We start from the raw sequence: 17,979 nt of genomic DNA, 5'->3' as shown, positions 1-17,979 counted from the left end.
GTATGCCCTTTCCCTTTTCAATCAAATATAATCTCTATTTTTTTATTTAAATCACTTTAATGACAAGCTTTCCTATAAACTGCTGTTGTTCCATTGCTTGATGTGCCTCAAAAAGCGTATCCGTCGTTAATCCCTCTAAAGTTTTAGTGCGGGTAGAGTGATACTGTTGGGTTTGAATCTTTTGAGCAACGTCTTTCAAATAGATTTGATATTGTGCCACATCAAAGTTGTGTATTGCTCTTGCAAACATAAATTCATGAGAAAACGTTATACTCTTTTGCTTCAATAAATTCAAATCTTGATCGTTTTTAAATGCTACAATTGTTGCTATATGGCCTCTTGGCTTAACGATATCAATCATTTGCGTGTAATATGCATCTGTGTCATATGTACAAAATATATAGTCTGGTGATGATAGCTTAAGCTTATTCCATTCAGACTTTAAATCCATTTTATGATTTAAAACTGCATCTGCCCCTTGTTGAAGGGACCATGCTTTTGTTTCATCTCGACCAGCAGTAGTTACAACTGTTAAGCCATACGCTTTTGCAATTTGTGTCGCAATGCTTCCAACGCCACCTGCACCATTAATAATTAATAATGTTTTGGTTTGGTTTTCATGTACATTTTTAGAAATTTTAAATACATCAAAAAATGTCTCATAAGCAGTGATGGCTGTGAGAGGGAGTGCAGCCGCATCTTCAAAAGATAACTGTTTAGGCATATGAGCAATATAATCTGTATGAATCGTCTGATATGTTTGATTAGAGCCTGGTCGTTGATTCGATCCAGAATAAAAGACAGCGTCACCCACTTTAAAATCAAAGACAGACGTGCCAACTTCAACGATTTCCCCTGCCGCATCGTAACCTAAAATACGAAAATCTGTATGCATAGATGATTGTCTGACCTTTGCATCAACTGGATTGACACCAATTGCATGCACTTTCACACGTACCTCGTGTGGTTGTAACGCTGTCGGTGCTAACTCTATTTCTTCAAACAAATTTCCATCTGATAAATCAAATGGTTGTTTACTTACTATAGCTTTCATAAATGTTACCTCCTCATCAATGTTCAACTTTTGGGATACAAATCAAATAAGCACACTTAAATTAAAATCACTATAGCACTTCCCTATGCGGACTTCAAATGTATGTTAAATATCGCTATATAAACAATGAGACTTAACACGTGTAAACGTCTTAAGTCTCATAAGCTTTATTCTATGATTTGTGTTTCAGCGAGCTGTTTATACCAATACGCGCTTTTTTTCGGATAACGTTGTTGTGTTTCAAAATCTACGTAAAATAAACCATAACGTTTTTCATAGCCATTTGACCATGAGAACACATCCATAAGTGACCAAATGAAATAACCTTTTACATTAGCACCATCTTGAATCGCATCTGCGATAACTTCCAAGTGTTGTTTCACATAATCTATACGTACATCATCTTCAACAGTATCGTTTTTGAACTCATCTTTATATCCTAAACCATTTTCTGTCACATATATTTTTTTATAGTTTGGATAATCTTTTTTCACACGCATAATTTGATCGTATAACCCTTGAGGATAAATCATCCAATCCCAATCTGTTCGCGGTACATCAATATCAAATTCACGTTGACCTACCCCTTTTAATTGGTATTTTGAAGCGCCTTTTTCGCCTTTACCATTATGCGTGATTTCACATTCGCCTTCATAGCCACGCATCCAATCACTCATGTAGTAGTTAATGCCTAAAAAGTCATTTAAGTCTTTCGCTGCATCAAGTACTTCAAAATCTTCATCACGTAAATCCAATTGGCCGCCGTTCACATTTAATATATGCTGAACGCCTTCCATAGTTTTGTCTGAATATTTACCTAAGTACGTGGCATCCAAAATGAATTTATTATGAATAATGTCTTCAAGTTCCGCAGCACGTACATCTTCAGGATTATTTTTATCAAATGGATATTTAGTTGGTAGCGCATGGACAACGCCAATTTCACCTTTATATCCTTGCTCTTTATATAATTTAACAGCTTTCGCATGTGCAACCATCATATTATGGTGCGATTGAAACACTTTTTCGAAATCATATTGAATACCTGGTGGGAATTTTCCTACTAAGTATTGACCATCTCCAATTGGCCCAATTTCATTGAAAGTTGTCCAATAGTTAACTTCTTCAAATTCTTTAAAACAAAATTCAGCATAGTTAACAAAATGCTCGATATTTTGTCTGTTTAAAAAATCACCGTCAGAGTGGAGGGTTTCAGGCGTATCAAAATGATGTAGCGTAACAAAAGGCTCTACACCACGTTTTAAACATTCTTTAAAAAGATTATGATAAAATGCCACACCTTTTGTATTAACTTCACCATATCCTGTCGGGAAAATACGCGACCACGCGATGGAAATTCTAATCCCATTGACACCAAATTTTTCACTTAATTCTAAATCGACAGGATAGCGATTATAAAAATCACTCGCGGGTTCAGCAGTATACCAATAATTCTCTTCTAAATACGTATCCCATGCGACACGTCCTTTTCCATCAGTTTGCGTAGCACCCTCAGCTTGGTACGCTGCAGTTGCACCACCAAAGATAAAATCTTTTGGTAATTTTTTCATGTTTTAAGACTCCTTTTATTTAAATTGGTCTTTCACAAATTGCAATGCGCCTTCACCATCACGCGTGAGTTTGATATATTCAGCACCTTGCGTTTTTGCTAACTTAATTCCTAAACGGTCTGTATCTTGTTTAATATCTTCATAGTTTGATGCGACTTGAGGCGCTAAAATAACTAGATCATATTCTTTCATGATGTCCATATGTGCACCGTAACTTCCAGCCGCAGCTGTAACAGGTTTATGATGTTCTGCAGCTGCTTGATTTAAAGCATTTGCAAGTAATCCACTTGTACCGCCACCTGCACATAAAACAAGTACATTCGTTTGTTCTGTAATATCATGATTATCTGTTGTAGTTGATTGTGTTGTTTCTTGTGTTGTAGTACCTACTGATGACGCAATGACAGCGTCTGCTTTTTTCGTATCGAAATTATCAGATACTTTTGAACGTAATTCATCTGAGCCATCGACACCTTTAAGCTCATCTTCTAAAATCTGTTTGTCATATACTTTAAAGAATGGATAGTAAATTAAAACATCGACGACAATTAATGTGACTGCAAGTACGAAAGCCCACACTTCAAAACCTGTACCCATTACAAGTCCAAGTGGACCTGGCGTCGTCCAAGGTAATACCACACTAAAACTGTTCATACCGAGTACGTCAACGAAGAATTTAAAGATCCATACGTTAACAATCGGAGCAGTAATAAACGGAATAAAGAATACTGGGTTTAAAACGATTGGTGCTCCAAACAGGATAGGTTCGTTTACACCAAAGAATGTTGGAACAACAGATGCACGTCCAATCGCTTTATTACGTTTCGACTTAGATAACCACATAAAGATAAAAGGTACGACAAGTGTTGCACCTGTACCACCCATCGTTACGATAAACATTTGTGTACCAGGTGTTAAAATCTTATCAGCATGTTCGCCTGCTTGTAATAACTTAAAGTTCGTTTCGATATTGGCATAAGTAATGGCAGCAATCGCAGGTTCTACGATCGATGGTCCATGAATACCTACAAACCAGAATAACGCGAAAGCACCAAAAATGATTGTAATACCTAAATAACCATCGGCTGCCGTAAATAAAGGTTCAAAGAATTTTACAATCGCTTCAGCGACATTTGTATTAATTACAGCACGTGATAATAAATCTAAACCATATAAGGCTAAAATTACTAAAGTAAATGGAATTAAATCTTTAAATACTTGAGAAATGTTAGGTGGAACTTCTTTAGGCATTTTAATTGTGACATTATTTTTCACACAGATGTTATAAATAATTACTGTGACAAATGCTGCTAAGAAAGCCGTTAAAAGCCCTTTTGTTCCCATAAATGCATTGGCAAAGCCACCTTCTTCAAGTGGGTTAGCTGCTAAAAATAAGAAACCACAAATTGCTGCAAGCATTGTTGAGATAAAGTTAATTTGATTCGTACTTTCTAGACGACGATTGTACGCATCTGTCAATGCTTTGGCAGTTGTTCCTGCGACAAGTAAACCAACAATACCCATTGTGTAGCCATAAGGTTTCATAATTGCTGCTTCAATATGTTTTGGCCATGTGAAACCAAATATATTAGGAACATACGCGATAAGTAAAAAGATACTCGAGAATAAGATAACAGGCATTGCGGAAATAAACCCATCACGAATCGCTCTTAAATAAATATTACGTGAGAGCTTTTCAAAAAACGGTTTTCCCTTTTCGATAAATCCAATTAACTTGTTCATTTTAATTAACTCCCTCTTTTGTATAATTCAATGATGTGCTTTAACATATCTTTAAGTAAAAGTGTTGTCATTAAATGGTCTTGACCATGCATCATTGTTACACTGTACGCAATGTCGTCACCTTTCGCTTCTTTTTGTAATAAAGATGTTTGTGCTTTATGCGCATCAACAATACATTGATTTCCCTCTTCAATTAATTGTTCTGCTTTAGCATAATCCCCTGCTTGCGCAACGTTTAACGCCTCTAAATATTTAGAACGTGCGTCTCCTGCATAAGCAACGATTTCAAAACCTAACATCGTAACTTCTTCTCTATTCATGGTAAACCCCTCCAACAATTAATGAATTTTATCTACTGATTATTTTTTATATGATACAGCTGTTTCTTTTAAAACTTTATTCAATTCATTGATATTGTGATAACCTTCAGTACGTAACCATTCACGTGCTGCTACCTCACCTTTTTCGATGTACGCTTGAACAGAACCTGCCCATGTTGCACGTCCACATAATACACCGTTAAATTGTGCACCTGCATTTGCAGCAAAACGTAATGTTTCTTGGAATAATTGTGCTGAAACACCTGCACTTAAATAGATATATGGTAAGTGTGTGGCTTCATCTTGTTGTTTAAAATAAGCTGCCGCTTCGTCTTGAGTGTAAACAACTTCACCATCACCGAAACCTTCAACAAAATTCATATCAACTGGTACTTCTACTTTTAATACGTCCACACCAAAGCGTTCTTTTGAAAAGACGCGCATTGCTTCGATAACTTTTCTAGGTTTCACTTTTGCATACTCAGGTCCTTTATTATCAGCAATTGTGTCATCGTAAGCTAAAATTTCTAAGAAAAATGGAATATCCTCCGCTTTACATTCCGAGCCAATACGCTCGATATATGCTTCTTTTTGATTATTAATCGCCGCTTCATCATCCACATCATAATAAAGTAAAAACTTAACGGCTTGTGCACCCGCTTCTTTAATTCGTTTTGCTGACCAGTCAACGAGGCAATCTGGAAGACGACCTTTTGCGTTCACGTCATAACCCGTTTTTTCATAAGCAAGTAACAAGCCAGCTTCAGGATGACGTACTTGTGTTGCTGGTAGACCATATTCAGGATCTAATAAAATAGAAGATGCATATTGTGTGAGTTCTTCAGAAACAAGTTTTTTAAGTTTCTCCATATCTTCAACACTTGGTTCACCTGTTTGATATTTCGCCATCATTCGTTTTAATGCGCCACGTTGATCAAAAGCAAGTGCTGAAATAATGCCATCTTCATTACTTACTTGTTCTAAAAAAGTTTGTTTTGTGCTCATGTCTTACACCTCATATTAAATGTTAGTTTGAAGCGGTTTATTGAAAAGCATTTTTCAAAATATACCGCCCTTATTTATCTGAATTTTCAAAAATTAGAATTTGCAATTAATCGTGATATTCGCCTCTGTCCCATTTCTCTAAAAATTCATCAAAGAAATGATTATCTTTTTGAGCTTGATTAATAGATTCAACTTTAGCAATTTTATCGATTAACTTTTTGTTCTCTTCTGTCGGTTTATATTCTGCATTAATAAATGCTTCAACAATGTCACATAGTAATAATTCACCAATAATTTTACCGCCAAAGCCAATGACATTCGCATTTAATTGTTCTTTCGCATATAAAGCCGAAGACATATCTCTTACAAGTGCTGAACGCACACCTGGCACTTTATTAACTGCATTATTAATGCCAACACCTGTCCCACAAATACATACACCGAGGTCAGCGTCACCACTAGTAACAGCCTCTCCCACTTTCTTTCCAAATATCGGATAGTGCGTTCGTGTAAAATCATATGTGCCACAATCAATCACTTCATGACCAAGTGACTTTAAAAATTGGGACACTTCCATTTTTGTATCTGTAACAATATGGTCGCAACCAATTGCAATTTTCATATTTAAATCCTCCTATTAACACATTTTATTTAACATGTCGACACGAATTTGATGACGACCTCCGTCATATTTTCCTTCAACAAAACCTTTGACAATGTTGATAGCCAATTTTTCTCCAACAAGAGCTGAGCCCATTGTAATCATTTTTGAATTATTATGACTACGTGTCATATATGCTGATCGCTCATCAGAAACTTCTGCTGCAATCATACCTTTAATTTTTGTAGCTACCATGAAACTGCCAGCTCCAAATTCATCAATCACAATACCTAAATTGCTATCGTCTTTTTGAACCTCTTTTGCAACCGCTACAGTTACATCGACAAAGTCAGACGTACTTTCTTCTGTTACATCTAACACATCGTATTGGTTGTCTTTTAAATACGTTTTAATATGGTCTTTTAATGCTAAACCAAATTGATCAGCACCAATAATCACTTTCACACTTATCATCCTTCCTATGATATTGCTGTTGTTGAAACAAACATTGAAATAAGCGCTTTCATCTCTTTATGTTTAAATTATAAACGTAATTAAACATATTTACAACATTATTTGTTCACTTTTTGTTTGTTGGTGTTTGATTGTTCTAATTTAGACAAAAAAGAGAGACAAAGTTTCAACAACTTTATCTCTCTACTCAAAAATATTTTACCCTTATATTTAGTTTTGTTCAACATTAATATGCATCTTTATTGTTTTTGTCACAATTTATATTTATATGACTTCGATGTAGTGTTGCACCATTTGTTGTTGTTCTTCAGTTAGACCATTGGTTACCATCGCGGTTAATTCGGACAATTCACAAAAAGACACAAAATCTTCTTTCCCTACTTTAGAATCATCCACTAATACATATTTTTCATTGGCATGCGAAATTGCTAATTTTTGCGTATACGCTTCCTCATAAGAGGACGTCATGACATCATTACCTTTAATGCCATTAGCACTAAAAAATATTTTAGAAAAACGCATCTTTTCTAGCAATGTGTTTGCCATTTCACCTACAAATGATTCGGTAATTTCTCGTTGTGTGCCTCCAATTAAATACACGTTAAAATGTTCGGAGCGTTTTCGGAACAAAATGTGAAAAACAGGCAAACAATTCGTGACCACAGACAATCGTTTATTTTTGATTTCATTTGCTAACATTTCTACAGTAGTGCCTGGACCTAAAAAGATATGGTTGCCGTCTTCAATCAGCTCAGCTGCTTTTTTAGCAATCATCTTTTTCTCTTCAATTTGTTTGGTATGCTTTTCATTATGAGACATTTCCTTATATTGAAAAGCCGCATTACTACGTGCCCCGCCATGTATTTTTGTCAAGACGCCTTGCTCTTCTAATTCGATTAAATCGCGACGTACAGTCATGTCAGAAACATTTAAGTCATCAACGATATCTTGAATACGAATCGTCCCTTTTTTATGGACACGTCTTGCAATTTCATCTAATCGCTCATATTTATTCACACTGCTCACAACCTTTATATTTATCATCACGCACTTTGAAACTTTTTAAATGACATTTTTTTGATTATATTCAATTTACTACAAAACCATATGAAAATAAACAAAAGTGATTTGTTGTAACGTTGAATTCAACAAAAACAAACAAAAGGTAAGACACTACGGTGTCCTACCTTTGATTGCTTATAATTCGTCAATTGTTTTCATTGTTTGAAGAGGCGTATCTGATTCAACTTGAATTTGCCCATATTGTTGTTGGTACTGTTGCATTAAATGGAATAGGTCGTCAGTCTTCATGCCTTTAGCAGTATTAGTATCGATAAGAATACCTGCATAACCCATCTTCGCATTGCTTTTCGCAAACATATTCCCAATCGCTGACCGTGCATTGTCTGCAATTTCAGGATGATGGAGTAACACTTGCACATAACGTTTACCGCCGAATTCTTTAATGTTAATTTCTTTCACTTCTTTCCAAGGAATTAACGTATCATTGGTCGACATTGCAGATGAATATTCATAAAATCCATGTTCATCTAAAATCGCAAAACCTGTTTTATTTAATAATGATTTCGTAAAAAACCAAATTCCTAAAGCAAAAAAGAGTGCACATAAAATCATGATAATTTTTAGAAATGTACTTGATGCACCTAGCCCTACAAGTAACAAAATCAATACCATAATAATGCTTAAACTCAAAAACAACATTTGCTTTCCTTTGGCTTTTTCAATGCGAACCACTTTAGATTCTCCATGATTCATTAAGATCTCTCCCCTCTATGTATCAATTAAAAATTTGAATTGTTACACATTAGATTATACAGAATTATTCTCATTTTGCACTAATATTTTTAATTTTCTTAAAACGAAAAACAATTATTAATTGGTAAATTTATACACAATTAAACATTCAATCGCTATTATAACTATGTTTGATTTATAAAATACTTAATATGATAAATGAGGCCTTTATAATAAGCGTGCTTTGTGACTTCAAATTCTGAAGTCATCGATGGATCGGTACTATTGCACATTACAAATCGATTGTGTAAAAATCTTAAAAATTCCCTATCATTCCCACTATCCCCAAAACCTAAGACTTGTGATTTGGGTATATCATGAAGTGACATTAAAAATTGTGCCGCATATTTCTTACCCGCTTGCTGTGGTAAAAAATCTACATCGTATGCATTCTCAGGGTCTCCCGCACGAGGATTACAGCGGTTATACTTCACTACATAACGTTGATTACTTGCCATTGAGATTAAGTCATTTAATATACGCTGATCTTCCGCTTCGTCTCCTTGCATTTTAAAATAGTAATTATAATGCGTATCGTAAGGTTGAAACTCTTTTTGAGGCTGAAATGAAACATGGTATTTATGAGAAATCGTCGATATTAATTGTTGAATTTCAGATAATTCGAACGTACCGTCTAAAACTTGCTTTTGATACGTTTCATTAATTACATAGCTTTTGCCATTCCATGTATAAAGTTTAGAACTTAAATCTGTCGCAATATAATGCGGTTTGAAAGTCATGCCTGTTTTTGTCATTTTTGAAAGCACACTTGCTAAAGCACTTCCTGTTAATATCGCAACGATAACCCCTTCTTTTGATAATTGTGTTAATAACTGTTCCAAATCTTTCATATCTTCAATATCTCTAGAAGTTGGTTGATGTTTATAATATGTTTCATCGAAGTCAAATAACAATAATTTTCGAGTCATAGTACCCTCCACTTTTTCATAATCATAGCTTGCAATTATTGACGCATTTTCCAAAATAATAAATTATCAATCGTCACCTGTAATTACGTTGCACTTTTTTATTTTGACTACCACTCTTTAAAATTACCTTCGTCTCTAAGTTGATTTAATCGGGTTGTAACTTCATCCATAAATGCTTTTCGATTTAAATCACATTTGAATGTTTCTCCAATAAAAATATCTACGAAGAACGGCACTAGTATAAAACTGTCTTTGGGTAGTGCCTTTCCTAATCCATGCATAAAGATAGGTTGAATGGATACATCTGGACGCTCACGCATTAAATAATATATGCCAGACTTATATTTGGATAACTTTTCAGGTTCTCCACGTGATCCTTCTGGATAGAGAATGATGATGCCATTTTGATCTAATTCATCTAAAATGGGTTGAAACATGCCTGTAAAATCACGAGTCATTTTTCGTTCAATCGGAATAATATTCATCACCTTCGTTGAAAACCATTTTAAAAATGCATTTTTCATAAAATAGTCCCCTGCTGCAACCGGCCGTACATGTTTGAAGCTGTTCCCTCTAAATAAACTCATCAAAACTAATGTATCTAAATGACTATTATGATTTGCGATTACCACAAGCGGACCTTGTTTTTTTAAACGCTCGTAATTTCGTATATTAAGTCCTAATATGATAAAAACGATAGGACGTACGATCAGTGTAAATAATACATTTCTCATCTCCTACGCCCCCTTTCTTAAAAATAAAAGAACCTTGTAAAATGGAAAAACAGTGGTGCAGTATACGTTAAAGAATCCACACGGTCTAAAACACCGCCGTGACCAGGAATCGCTTGGGATGTATCTTTAATATTTAAATCACGTTTTAATGCTGAGATATTCACATCACCAATAAACCCACTTATGCTTATATATACACCTGCCACAAGCATTCCGAGTAGCGAAAATGGTGTCAATAACGGTCCTAAAATCGTCGCAAGTATTGTCGTTAAAATGACGCCACCAATAAATCCTGCCCATGTTTTATTCGGACTGACTTTAGGAATAATTTTACGCTTCCCAAATAATTTACCAGAGATATATTGAAATACGTCATTCGCTTGCGTCAAAATGACTAAAAATAATACTAGACTTGCCCCAGAAACAGTACTATCCAAACCTGGTAATACGATAAGATATGCCAAATGACTTAGACCAAATACAAAGAACATAATCCCCCATTGTATCGTGGCCATAGAATGTAAAAAGCCTTTTGTTTCACCAACTATAAGTGCTTGAATCGGTATTAACAAGAAGATATATACAGGAATAAAAATGATGAAAAAGCCATACAATCCATTATAAATTAGAATAAATTGCACAGGTATCGTTAAATAAGCCCATAAATAGACCAGTCTGTGACTGCGATTCGTTGGAATCAAAGAAAAATATTCTTTTAATGCGATAAAACATAAAAACGCCATAAAGACTAATGATACGGTTTTATGTATTACTAATGCTAACGAGAAGATGATACACATCACCCACCAAGGCTTAATACGCATCCATATATTTTGGGTGACGTCACTTGGGTTTTTTCTAAGTAAAATTTGACTAATGATGGTAGAAATTACGAGTACCACAAAAAGGCCAATAAGTACAATCATCATTTCAAAAGAAAGTTTATTGAGGTTCATATGTTGCTCCTTTCAATCCCTTTGATACACGTTTATAGATATTCACTAAAATGAGTAACGTTGCGATATATAAGATGATGTGCATCAACGGTAGTACAGGAACATTGACTGCGATTAAAAATGATAATAAGCCAATTAAAAAGGCACGATCACTTTTCCCCATCGGTCCATCATATCGTCTCTTAGACCCAATCACTTGAACTAAACTGCCTGCCATTTCACTAATCACCGCAAATCCAATAAACATTATCACAGATATCCCTTTATCATGCACAATCAAAACAAAGGGTAAAAATAAAGCTAAATCACTGACGACATCCCCTAACTCATTGAGCAACATACCAAGATTAGATTTCATATGATATTTCGATGCCATAACGCCATCTACCGCATTCAACGCCATTCTGACGAACATTACGATTGGTACTAACAGATAAATCCAACGCTGTTCATTTAAAGCCGCTATGAGTCCTCCAGTTAAAATAGAGAGTATTAAGGCACTCAACGTGACTTGATTCGGTGTGATGCCTTTTTTTCTCAAAGTATCAACAATAGGCATCAATAATTGTTGAAATTTTGGTTTTAACTCATAAATACTAATCATCAAAGCACCTCATATAAAAAATATTGTATTCTATGCAATTATACACTTATTCAATTACATTGACAAAAACGTTTTATGCTAAAATAGTCTTATTAAATAATTTGAGGTGAACATTTTGGCGTTATTAGCGATACTTTGGGGATTTTCAGAAGCAACACTCTTTTTTATAATTCCAGATGTTTTATTAACATTTGTTGCAATCACATATCAACGTAAACGTGTCGTTGTAAAAGTCGTAATGAGCGCGTTATTAGGTGCACTAATTGGCGGCGCTTGTGTATATTTTGCATCACTCCATAATGACAAACTAACCTTAAATATGTTGCTGAATGTGCCTTCTGTTCAAACGTATATGGTAGATCATGTCATCACTACAATGAATGATAACCCAGCATATGCTTTAATCACTGGTCCTTTATTCGGGATTCGCCTTTATCGCACCACAGCATTTAAATATTATTACATTCTTACTAATTTCAATTCCTGCGAGACTCGTTCGATTTATCATTGTTACAAGTCTTGCATATGTTTTATCACATTATGTATTTAAATGGCTTCAATATCGATACAAAATCATGATTTGGCTTATCGTATGGATCATCGTTTATGCGATTTACTTTGGTATTCATGGTTTTTAAATCAAAACCACCCGTGTGAACGGGTGGTTTGTTCTGCGGCTGAAAGCCTCTGTTACTGACCAGCCCTTGTAAGGGCGCTGAAAAGATCAGCCAACTGTACTACTTTCTCAGCGACCCTTAAAAGGGTCCTATTTTTTTCTAATCTTTTTATTTTCTTCCCCTGTGAAGGGGTCTATATATTCCATCATTGTGAGTTGTTCTGCAACGATATCCTCTTGTAATTGATTTCGAATGTATTCTTCTATTACCTTTTTATTTCTTCCAACTGTATCTACATAAAATCCTTTACACCAAAACTTCCTATTACCATATTTATATTTCAAATGTGCATGTTTATCAAAAATCATTAAGCTACTCTTACCTTTTAAATATCCTACAAATTGAGAAACACTTAGTTTGGGAGGTATACTCACAAGCATATGAATATGATCTTTACATGCTTCAGCTTCTATGATTTCAACACCTTTTCTTTCACATAGTTGTCTCAGAATTATTCCGATATCTCTTTTTAATTTTCCATATATTATTTGTCTTCTATATTTTGGTGCGAAAACTATGTGATACTTACAATTCCATTTTGTATGTGCTAAACTGTTTGTGTCGTTAGACATTATGGCATCTCCTCGTATAGTTAATTTTGGTTGGCTGACCAAATTTTATTCTATAATGAGGAGGTGTCTATTTTAATACAACGGTGGAACCTCTCCGGAACCATACGCATAGCGCATGGTTTACTTTTATATAAAAATAACGGTTAGTGATTTTCTCACCAACCGTTAAAAGTATAGAACCTAAAAAACACTTCTCGACAAGTTTCGAGAAGTGTTTTTGATATAAAAACGATATTAACGTTTTGAGAATTGTGGTGAACGACGTGCTTTTTTAAGACCTGGTTTTTTACGTTCTTTCATACGTGGGTCACGTGTAAGTAATCCAGCGCGTTTTAAAGAACCTCTGTACTCAGGATCTGCTTCTAATAATGCACGTGCGATACCATGACGGATAGCTTGTGCTTGTCCAGTGAAACCGCCACCGTGTACGTTAACTAATACATCGTAGTTACCTTTAGTTTCAGTAACGTCAAATGGTTGGTTTAAGTCTAAGATTAATGATTCGAATGGTAAGTACTCACGTACGTCACGGTCGTTAACTTTAATGTTACCTTCACCTGGTACTAAACGTACACGTGCTACTGAATTTTTACGACGGCCTGTGCCTCTATATTCAACTTGTGCCAATGTCATTTCCTCCTTCTAATTAACCACGTAACTCGTAGTTTTCTGGTTGTTGTGCAGCGTGTGGGTGTTCAGCGCCACGATAAACGAATAATTTTTTACCTTGTTTTTCACCTAAACGTGAACTTGGTAACATCCCTTTAATTGAGTTTTCTAATAAACGTTCTGGGTTTGTACGTCTTAACTCACCAGCTGTGATTGATTTTAAACCACCTGGGTGATTTGAGTGTCTGTAGTAGATTTTGTCAGTTTCTTTGTTACCAGTGAATTGGATTTTTTCAGCGTTGATAATGATTACGTAATCACCTGTGTCAACGTGTGGTGTATAAGTTACTTTATTTTTACCGCGTAAGATAGATGCTACTTCTGATGATAAACGACCTAATGTTTGGCCTTCAGCATCAACAACATACCATTTGCGCTCAATGTTTGATTCATTTGCCATAAATGTTTGACGCATTTTAAATGTCCTCCTAGTGAATAAATGTTTCTAAGCGTGATTTCAACCAGATTTCGTACACAACCGTGAACGAAATATTTATTCCGTTAACTGTTGATCTGTCCTGCTTCTATATCTTGTAACACAATAAGTTTCCGGGGCTTATCGTGGGGTGATATAAAACAATACCGTTAACTATGATATAATTTTTACCCGTTATTGTCAATGTGTTTCAAAGAATTTTGTAATGATTTTTTCTTATGAATTCTAATATCAGGGCCGAATTTTGTGATTAATTCATCCTCCGCTAAATAGATGCGTTCTAAATATAGACCTTCAGCTGGCGCAGTATGAGGAACAAGGTTACGATCCTGCGCTTTTAAAAGCGAAGTCACCTCATGTGCTTGGCGTTTTCCCTTTCCAACTTCGATTAAAAAGGCCATAATGACCCGCACCATATTATATAAAAATCCTGATCCTGATATGACAAAATCTAGACCTTCATTGGTTGCGACTACGTAACTTTCATAAATGGTGCGTTCTTTACTTTCGACGTCCGTTTTTTGAGAACAAAACGTAGTAAAATTATGAGTTCCAATAAAGTGTTCCGCTGCTTGATTCATGTCATCAATATTTAAGCGGTCAGGAATATGTGTTTTTAAGTGTGCTTGAAATGGATCTTTGTGTACACTTTGATAGATTTTATATCGATATGTTTTACCGACACAATCGTAACGACAATGAAAGTCATTGCTTATCATAGTGACTTCATGCACATAGATATCTTCAGGCAAGGCACGATTCATCGCATATTGCCATTGTGTGGGCTCAATTGATAATTCTGTGTCAAAATGAAAGTACTGTTCAAATGCGTGTACCCCACGGTCTGTACGACTTGATGGATGTATGCGAACATCATGCTTATGCATTCGTTTTAAAATTTTTTCAAAATACCCTTGTACGGTACGCCCTTGATTTTGTATTTGAAACCCTAAAAATTGGCTTCCTTGATAACTTATTTTTACAAGTACCCGTTGCATGCCTGACAACCTTTCTATAAATATGTTCGAATCCAATACACTACCGCCCCTATTGGAATGATCATTAACAGTGTGATGGTATCTCTCATGTGCCATTCTAAATAGCGAAAACTTGTCCGTTCAAGAGTGGCATCATAGCCTCTCACTTCCATCGCAATTGCTAAATCTTCTGCACGTTTAAACGCGGATACAAATAAAGGAATGAGCAATGGAATAAAGGCTTTAACCCGGTGAAAGAACCCACCAGAATTAAAATCTGATCCTCGTGATTTTTGAGATTTCATGATTTTATCTAGCTCTTCCATTAAAGTTGGAATAAACCTTAATGCGATTGACATCATCATACTTAAAGCCGCGACTGGTATTTTAAAATATTTTAATGGTTTAAATAGCCGTTCAAACGCATCTGTGAGCTCTAGTGGACTTGTCGTTAACGTTAAAATCGTTGACGTAATCATAATAAAAGTTAAGCGTAATACGATTAAAGCCCCTTCATTAAGGCCTTGACTATCGATAGATATAAATCCCCACTCAAAAAGACGTGTTCCCCCTTTAGTGACGAACATGTGCATCACAAAGGTAAAACCCACAAAAATAAAAATGGGCGTCAGTCCTTTAAATAAAAATAATAACGGCAAACGTGCTAATTTTATACCAATCAGTATTAAGCATGCCAACCACAAATACGCAATCCAATGGTGGCTTAAAAAGATGATGATAATAAATAGAAATACAAAAATAAATTTTGCTCTTGGGTCTAAACGGTGAATAATAGAATCTAATGGCAGATAACGACCGATAATCAATTTATCTTTCACGTCGCCCACCCCACTTTTCATACAATGCGACAAAATCCTCTTCAGTAAGTGCAATGTCTTCAAATGGAATACCTGATTGTCGCTCCAAATCTCTTTGTAAGCGTAAAGTATCTGGTAAATTAAGATGCAATGAACGCACCAATTGTTCCTGTTTGAAGAACGTTTCAGTATCATAAGAAGCAACCACATGACCATGTTTCATTACTTTGACTTCATGCGCATAACGGGCAACATCGTTCATTTCATGCGTCACAAGGATGACGGTTTTGCCTTCTTGCTCGTTCAAATGCTGAATCAGTGTCATCACCTGTTGCTTACTTCTTGGATCTAACCCAGCAGTCGGTTCATCTAATACTAAAATATCGGGGTTACTTGCTAAAATGGCAGTTAAAGCAACTTTACGCTTTTGACCACCTGACAGTAAAAAAGGAGACTGCTCTAATAAGTGATCAGGTTGTTCGCCCATCATACGTAGATATGTTTTCCCTTTATTCAGTGCTTCTGTTGTATCCTGATTGAAATTTCGTGGGCCAAAAACGATTTCTTTTTGAACCGTTTCTTCAAATAACTGAGATTCTGGAAATTGAAATACCATTCCAATACGTCGACGTATAAACTTAAATGCACGATCTTTCGTTTTACGGTCAACTTTTAAATCAAAAACTTGCAGTTTGCCTCGCGATGGTTTTAATAAACCATTTAAATGTTGTATAAGCGTGGATTTACCAGAACCTGTTTTTCCAATCACCGCATAAAACTTTCCTTCTTCAAAAGTAGTGGTCACAAGGTTCAATGCTTGATATGCATAAGGGGTGTGTTGTTGGTAGGTATAAGAAACCTCATTAAACTGAATCATAATAATCTCTCCACTAATGCATCATAAGTTAATAAATGCGTGTCTAGTTTTAATTTTTGTGCCAGTCGCATTTCAAAAGGCAAATCAAGTCCTAAATCTTTTAGACGTTTCGCCTCGTTAAAAATTGTATGTACATCTCCTTGTAGTGCGACTTGTCCTTGATTCATCACAATCACTTTATCTGAATCAACGACTTCACTTAAATCATGGGTTATTGATAAAACCGTCACACCCCATTCACGGTTCATCTTTTTCATCATTTTAAGCATTTCTGCTTTTCCTTCAGGATCTAGCATTGAGGTTGCTTCATCTAAAATGATTAATTTAGGATTTAGCGCGAGTACACCTGCAATCGCAACACGTTGTTTTTGACCACCTGAAAGCGCAGTAGGCTCATGATTTTGTTTATCATACATGTCTACATCTTTTAACACTTGCGGGACAATTTGCTGCATATCTTCATAAGGTGTACAGCGATTTTCTAGTCCAAATGCAACATCATACTTCACCGTAGAACCCACAAATTGATTTTCCGGATTTTGAAAAACGACGCCAATCTGTTGTCGAAATGCGACTTGTTCTTGCGCTTTGATATATTCGCCATTCATACAGATGTCACCTTCGAACTCTGTTTCAATGCCCGTTATTAATTTCGTTAACGTTGATTTACCAGATCCATTATGCCCTACGATTGACACCCATTCTCCTGATGAGATAGTGAAAGTGATATTTTTTAATGTCATCGTGTCGGCAGTATCATATTTAAATGAAACATTTTCAAACGCAATGATCGGTTGCATAATTTATCCTCACTTTTTTAACTTCTTCCCTATTTTACCGAATAAACCCTTTTATGTATACTCACCGAATCGATGAATCCCCGTGTATCCATATATTTAACTTTTATCAATAAATATATATTCAACAAAAAAAGGGCAACTCCACATGGTGGAACGCCCGTAGTCAAAAAGACAAAATGCCTGTCGCTTTTCATCATTTCATGTTTTCATCCGACTGCAATAGTATTGCGTCAAATGTGACTCACAAGAAAAAAGCGCGCACCCCATCTAAATTGAGTTCACGCTTTGTCGTCAATATTTAGTTAGATGGGGTACTTTGAGCTAGACAATATTTGTATGTGGCAAAC

General features: G+C 35.4%; 21 protein-coding genes. 1 reads left to right on the top strand and 20 read right to left on the bottom strand.

What is annotated here, in order from left to right; translation table 11 throughout:
• Positions 1-46: 46 nt before the first annotated feature.
• From G8Y85_RS07305 to G8Y85_RS07245, 13 genes are all read right to left on the bottom strand, one after another.
• Positions 47-1,054: a zinc-binding alcohol dehydrogenase family protein gene (locus G8Y85_RS07305; RefSeq protein WP_165805626.1), complete on the bottom strand. Its 1,008-nt coding sequence runs from the start codon at positions 1,052-1,054 to the stop codon at positions 47-49.
• Between the two features lie 167 nt (positions 1,055-1,221).
• On the bottom strand, positions 1,222-2,625 hold the full coding sequence (gene lacG, locus G8Y85_RS07300) for a 6-phospho-beta-galactosidase (protein WP_165805625.1): 1,404 nt from the start codon (positions 2,623-2,625) through the stop codon (positions 1,222-1,224).
• A 15-nt stretch (positions 2,626-2,640) separates the two neighbouring features.
• Entirely contained in the window at positions 2,641-4,368 is a 1,728-nt protein-coding gene (locus tag G8Y85_RS07295; protein WP_105988913.1) for a lactose-specific PTS transporter subunit EIIC, read from the bottom strand.
• Between the two features lie 5 nt (positions 4,369-4,373).
• Positions 4,374-4,688 (bottom strand): PTS lactose/cellobiose transporter subunit IIA, encoded by a 315-nt coding sequence (locus G8Y85_RS07290; protein ID WP_037567172.1) that lies wholly within the window; start codon positions 4,686-4,688, stop codon positions 4,374-4,376.
• A 39-nt stretch (positions 4,689-4,727) separates the two neighbouring features.
• Positions 4,728-5,693: a tagatose-bisphosphate aldolase gene (gene lacD, locus G8Y85_RS07285; protein ID WP_103346269.1), complete on the bottom strand. Its 966-nt coding sequence runs from the start codon at positions 5,691-5,693 to the stop codon at positions 4,728-4,730.
• A 106-nt stretch (positions 5,694-5,799) separates the two neighbouring features.
• The gene (lacB, locus tag G8Y85_RS07280) at positions 5,800-6,315 is read right to left on the bottom strand and encodes a galactose-6-phosphate isomerase subunit LacB (protein ID WP_103346268.1); all 516 of its coding nucleotides are present in this window, start codon (positions 6,313-6,315) and stop codon (positions 5,800-5,802) included.
• 15 nt (positions 6,316-6,330) lie between these two features.
• On the bottom strand, positions 6,331-6,759 hold the full coding sequence (gene lacA / locus G8Y85_RS07275; RefSeq protein WP_037567165.1) for a galactose-6-phosphate isomerase subunit LacA: 429 nt from the start codon (positions 6,757-6,759) through the stop codon (positions 6,331-6,333).
• Positions 6,760-7,032: 273 nt separating this feature from the next.
• Positions 7,033-7,785, bottom strand: coding sequence for a DeoR family transcriptional regulator (locus G8Y85_RS07270; RefSeq protein WP_165805624.1), 753 nt, complete (start codon positions 7,783-7,785; stop codon positions 7,033-7,035).
• 180 nt (positions 7,786-7,965) lie between these two features.
• A complete protein-coding gene (locus G8Y85_RS07265; RefSeq protein ID WP_165805623.1) occupies positions 7,966-8,544 on the bottom strand; it encodes an STM3941 family protein in 579 nt (192 codons plus the stop codon).
• A gap of 164 nt (positions 8,545-8,708) precedes the next feature.
• Positions 8,709-9,512 carry an HAD-IIB family hydrolase gene (locus tag G8Y85_RS07260; protein WP_165805622.1) on the bottom strand — a complete coding sequence of 268 codons (804 nt, stop codon included), beginning with the start codon at positions 9,510-9,512 and terminating at the stop codon, positions 8,709-8,711.
• Between the two features lie 107 nt (positions 9,513-9,619).
• A complete protein-coding gene (locus tag G8Y85_RS07255) occupies positions 9,620-10,246 on the bottom strand; it encodes a lysophospholipid acyltransferase family protein (protein ID WP_165805621.1) in 627 nt (208 codons plus the stop codon).
• Positions 10,247-10,263: 17 nt separating this feature from the next.
• Entirely contained in the window at positions 10,264-11,202 is a 939-nt protein-coding gene (locus G8Y85_RS07250) for a phosphatidate cytidylyltransferase (protein ID WP_165805620.1), read from the bottom strand.
• Entirely contained in the window at positions 11,189-11,806 is a 618-nt protein-coding gene (locus tag G8Y85_RS07245; RefSeq protein ID WP_209104222.1) for a CDP-alcohol phosphatidyltransferase family protein, read from the bottom strand. Before G8Y85_RS07245 ends, G8Y85_RS07250 begins: the two co-directional genes overlap by 14 nt.
• Before the next feature lie 115 nt (positions 11,807-11,921).
• Between G8Y85_RS07245 and G8Y85_RS07240 the strand changes: the two genes are divergently transcribed.
• Positions 11,922-12,356, top strand: a complete 435-nt coding sequence (locus G8Y85_RS07240; RefSeq protein WP_165805619.1) for a hypothetical protein — start codon at positions 11,922-11,924, stop codon at positions 12,354-12,356.
• Between the two features lie 216 nt (positions 12,357-12,572).
• Here the strand turns inward: G8Y85_RS07240 and tnpA are convergent, their stop codons facing one another.
• The 7 genes from tnpA to G8Y85_RS07205 form a co-directional block, all read right to left on the bottom strand.
• Positions 12,573-13,055, bottom strand: a complete 483-nt coding sequence (gene tnpA, locus G8Y85_RS07235; protein WP_085623027.1) for an IS200/IS605 family transposase — start codon at positions 13,053-13,055, stop codon at positions 12,573-12,575.
• 234 nt (positions 13,056-13,289) lie between these two features.
• Positions 13,290-13,682: a 30S ribosomal protein S9 gene (gene rpsI / locus G8Y85_RS07230; RefSeq protein ID WP_037542446.1), complete on the bottom strand. Its 393-nt coding sequence runs from the start codon at positions 13,680-13,682 to the stop codon at positions 13,290-13,292.
• A 19-nt stretch (positions 13,683-13,701) separates the two neighbouring features.
• Positions 13,702-14,139, bottom strand: coding sequence for a 50S ribosomal protein L13 (gene rplM, locus G8Y85_RS07225; RefSeq protein WP_037567156.1), 438 nt, complete (start codon positions 14,137-14,139; stop codon positions 13,702-13,704).
• A gap of 188 nt (positions 14,140-14,327) precedes the next feature.
• Positions 14,328-15,158 carry a tRNA pseudouridine(38-40) synthase TruA gene (gene truA / locus G8Y85_RS07220; RefSeq protein ID WP_165805635.1) on the bottom strand — a complete coding sequence of 277 codons (831 nt, stop codon included), beginning with the start codon at positions 15,156-15,158 and terminating at the stop codon, positions 14,328-14,330.
• A 14-nt stretch (positions 15,159-15,172) separates the two neighbouring features.
• Positions 15,173-15,976: an energy-coupling factor transporter transmembrane component T family protein gene (locus G8Y85_RS07215; RefSeq protein ID WP_037567152.1), complete on the bottom strand. Its 804-nt coding sequence runs from the start codon at positions 15,974-15,976 to the stop codon at positions 15,173-15,175.
• On the bottom strand, positions 15,966-16,832 hold the full coding sequence (locus G8Y85_RS07210; protein WP_165805618.1) for an energy-coupling factor transporter ATPase: 867 nt from the start codon (positions 16,830-16,832) through the stop codon (positions 15,966-15,968). Before G8Y85_RS07210 ends, G8Y85_RS07215 begins: the two co-directional genes overlap by 11 nt.
• Positions 16,829-17,632, bottom strand: coding sequence for an energy-coupling factor transporter ATPase (locus G8Y85_RS07205; protein ID WP_165805617.1), 804 nt, complete (start codon positions 17,630-17,632; stop codon positions 16,829-16,831). The genes G8Y85_RS07210 and G8Y85_RS07205 overlap by 4 nt, the downstream gene beginning before the upstream one ends.
• Positions 17,633-17,979 lie beyond the last annotated feature (347 nt).

The sequence above is a fragment of the Staphylococcus sp. 11007852 genome (assembly GCF_011394325.1).
Classification (GTDB): Bacteria; Bacillota; Bacilli; order Staphylococcales; family Staphylococcaceae; genus Staphylococcus; species Staphylococcus agnetis.
The sequence above is the reverse complement of the archived record's forward strand: the minus strand, read 5'-3'. Positions and strand labels throughout refer to the sequence as shown.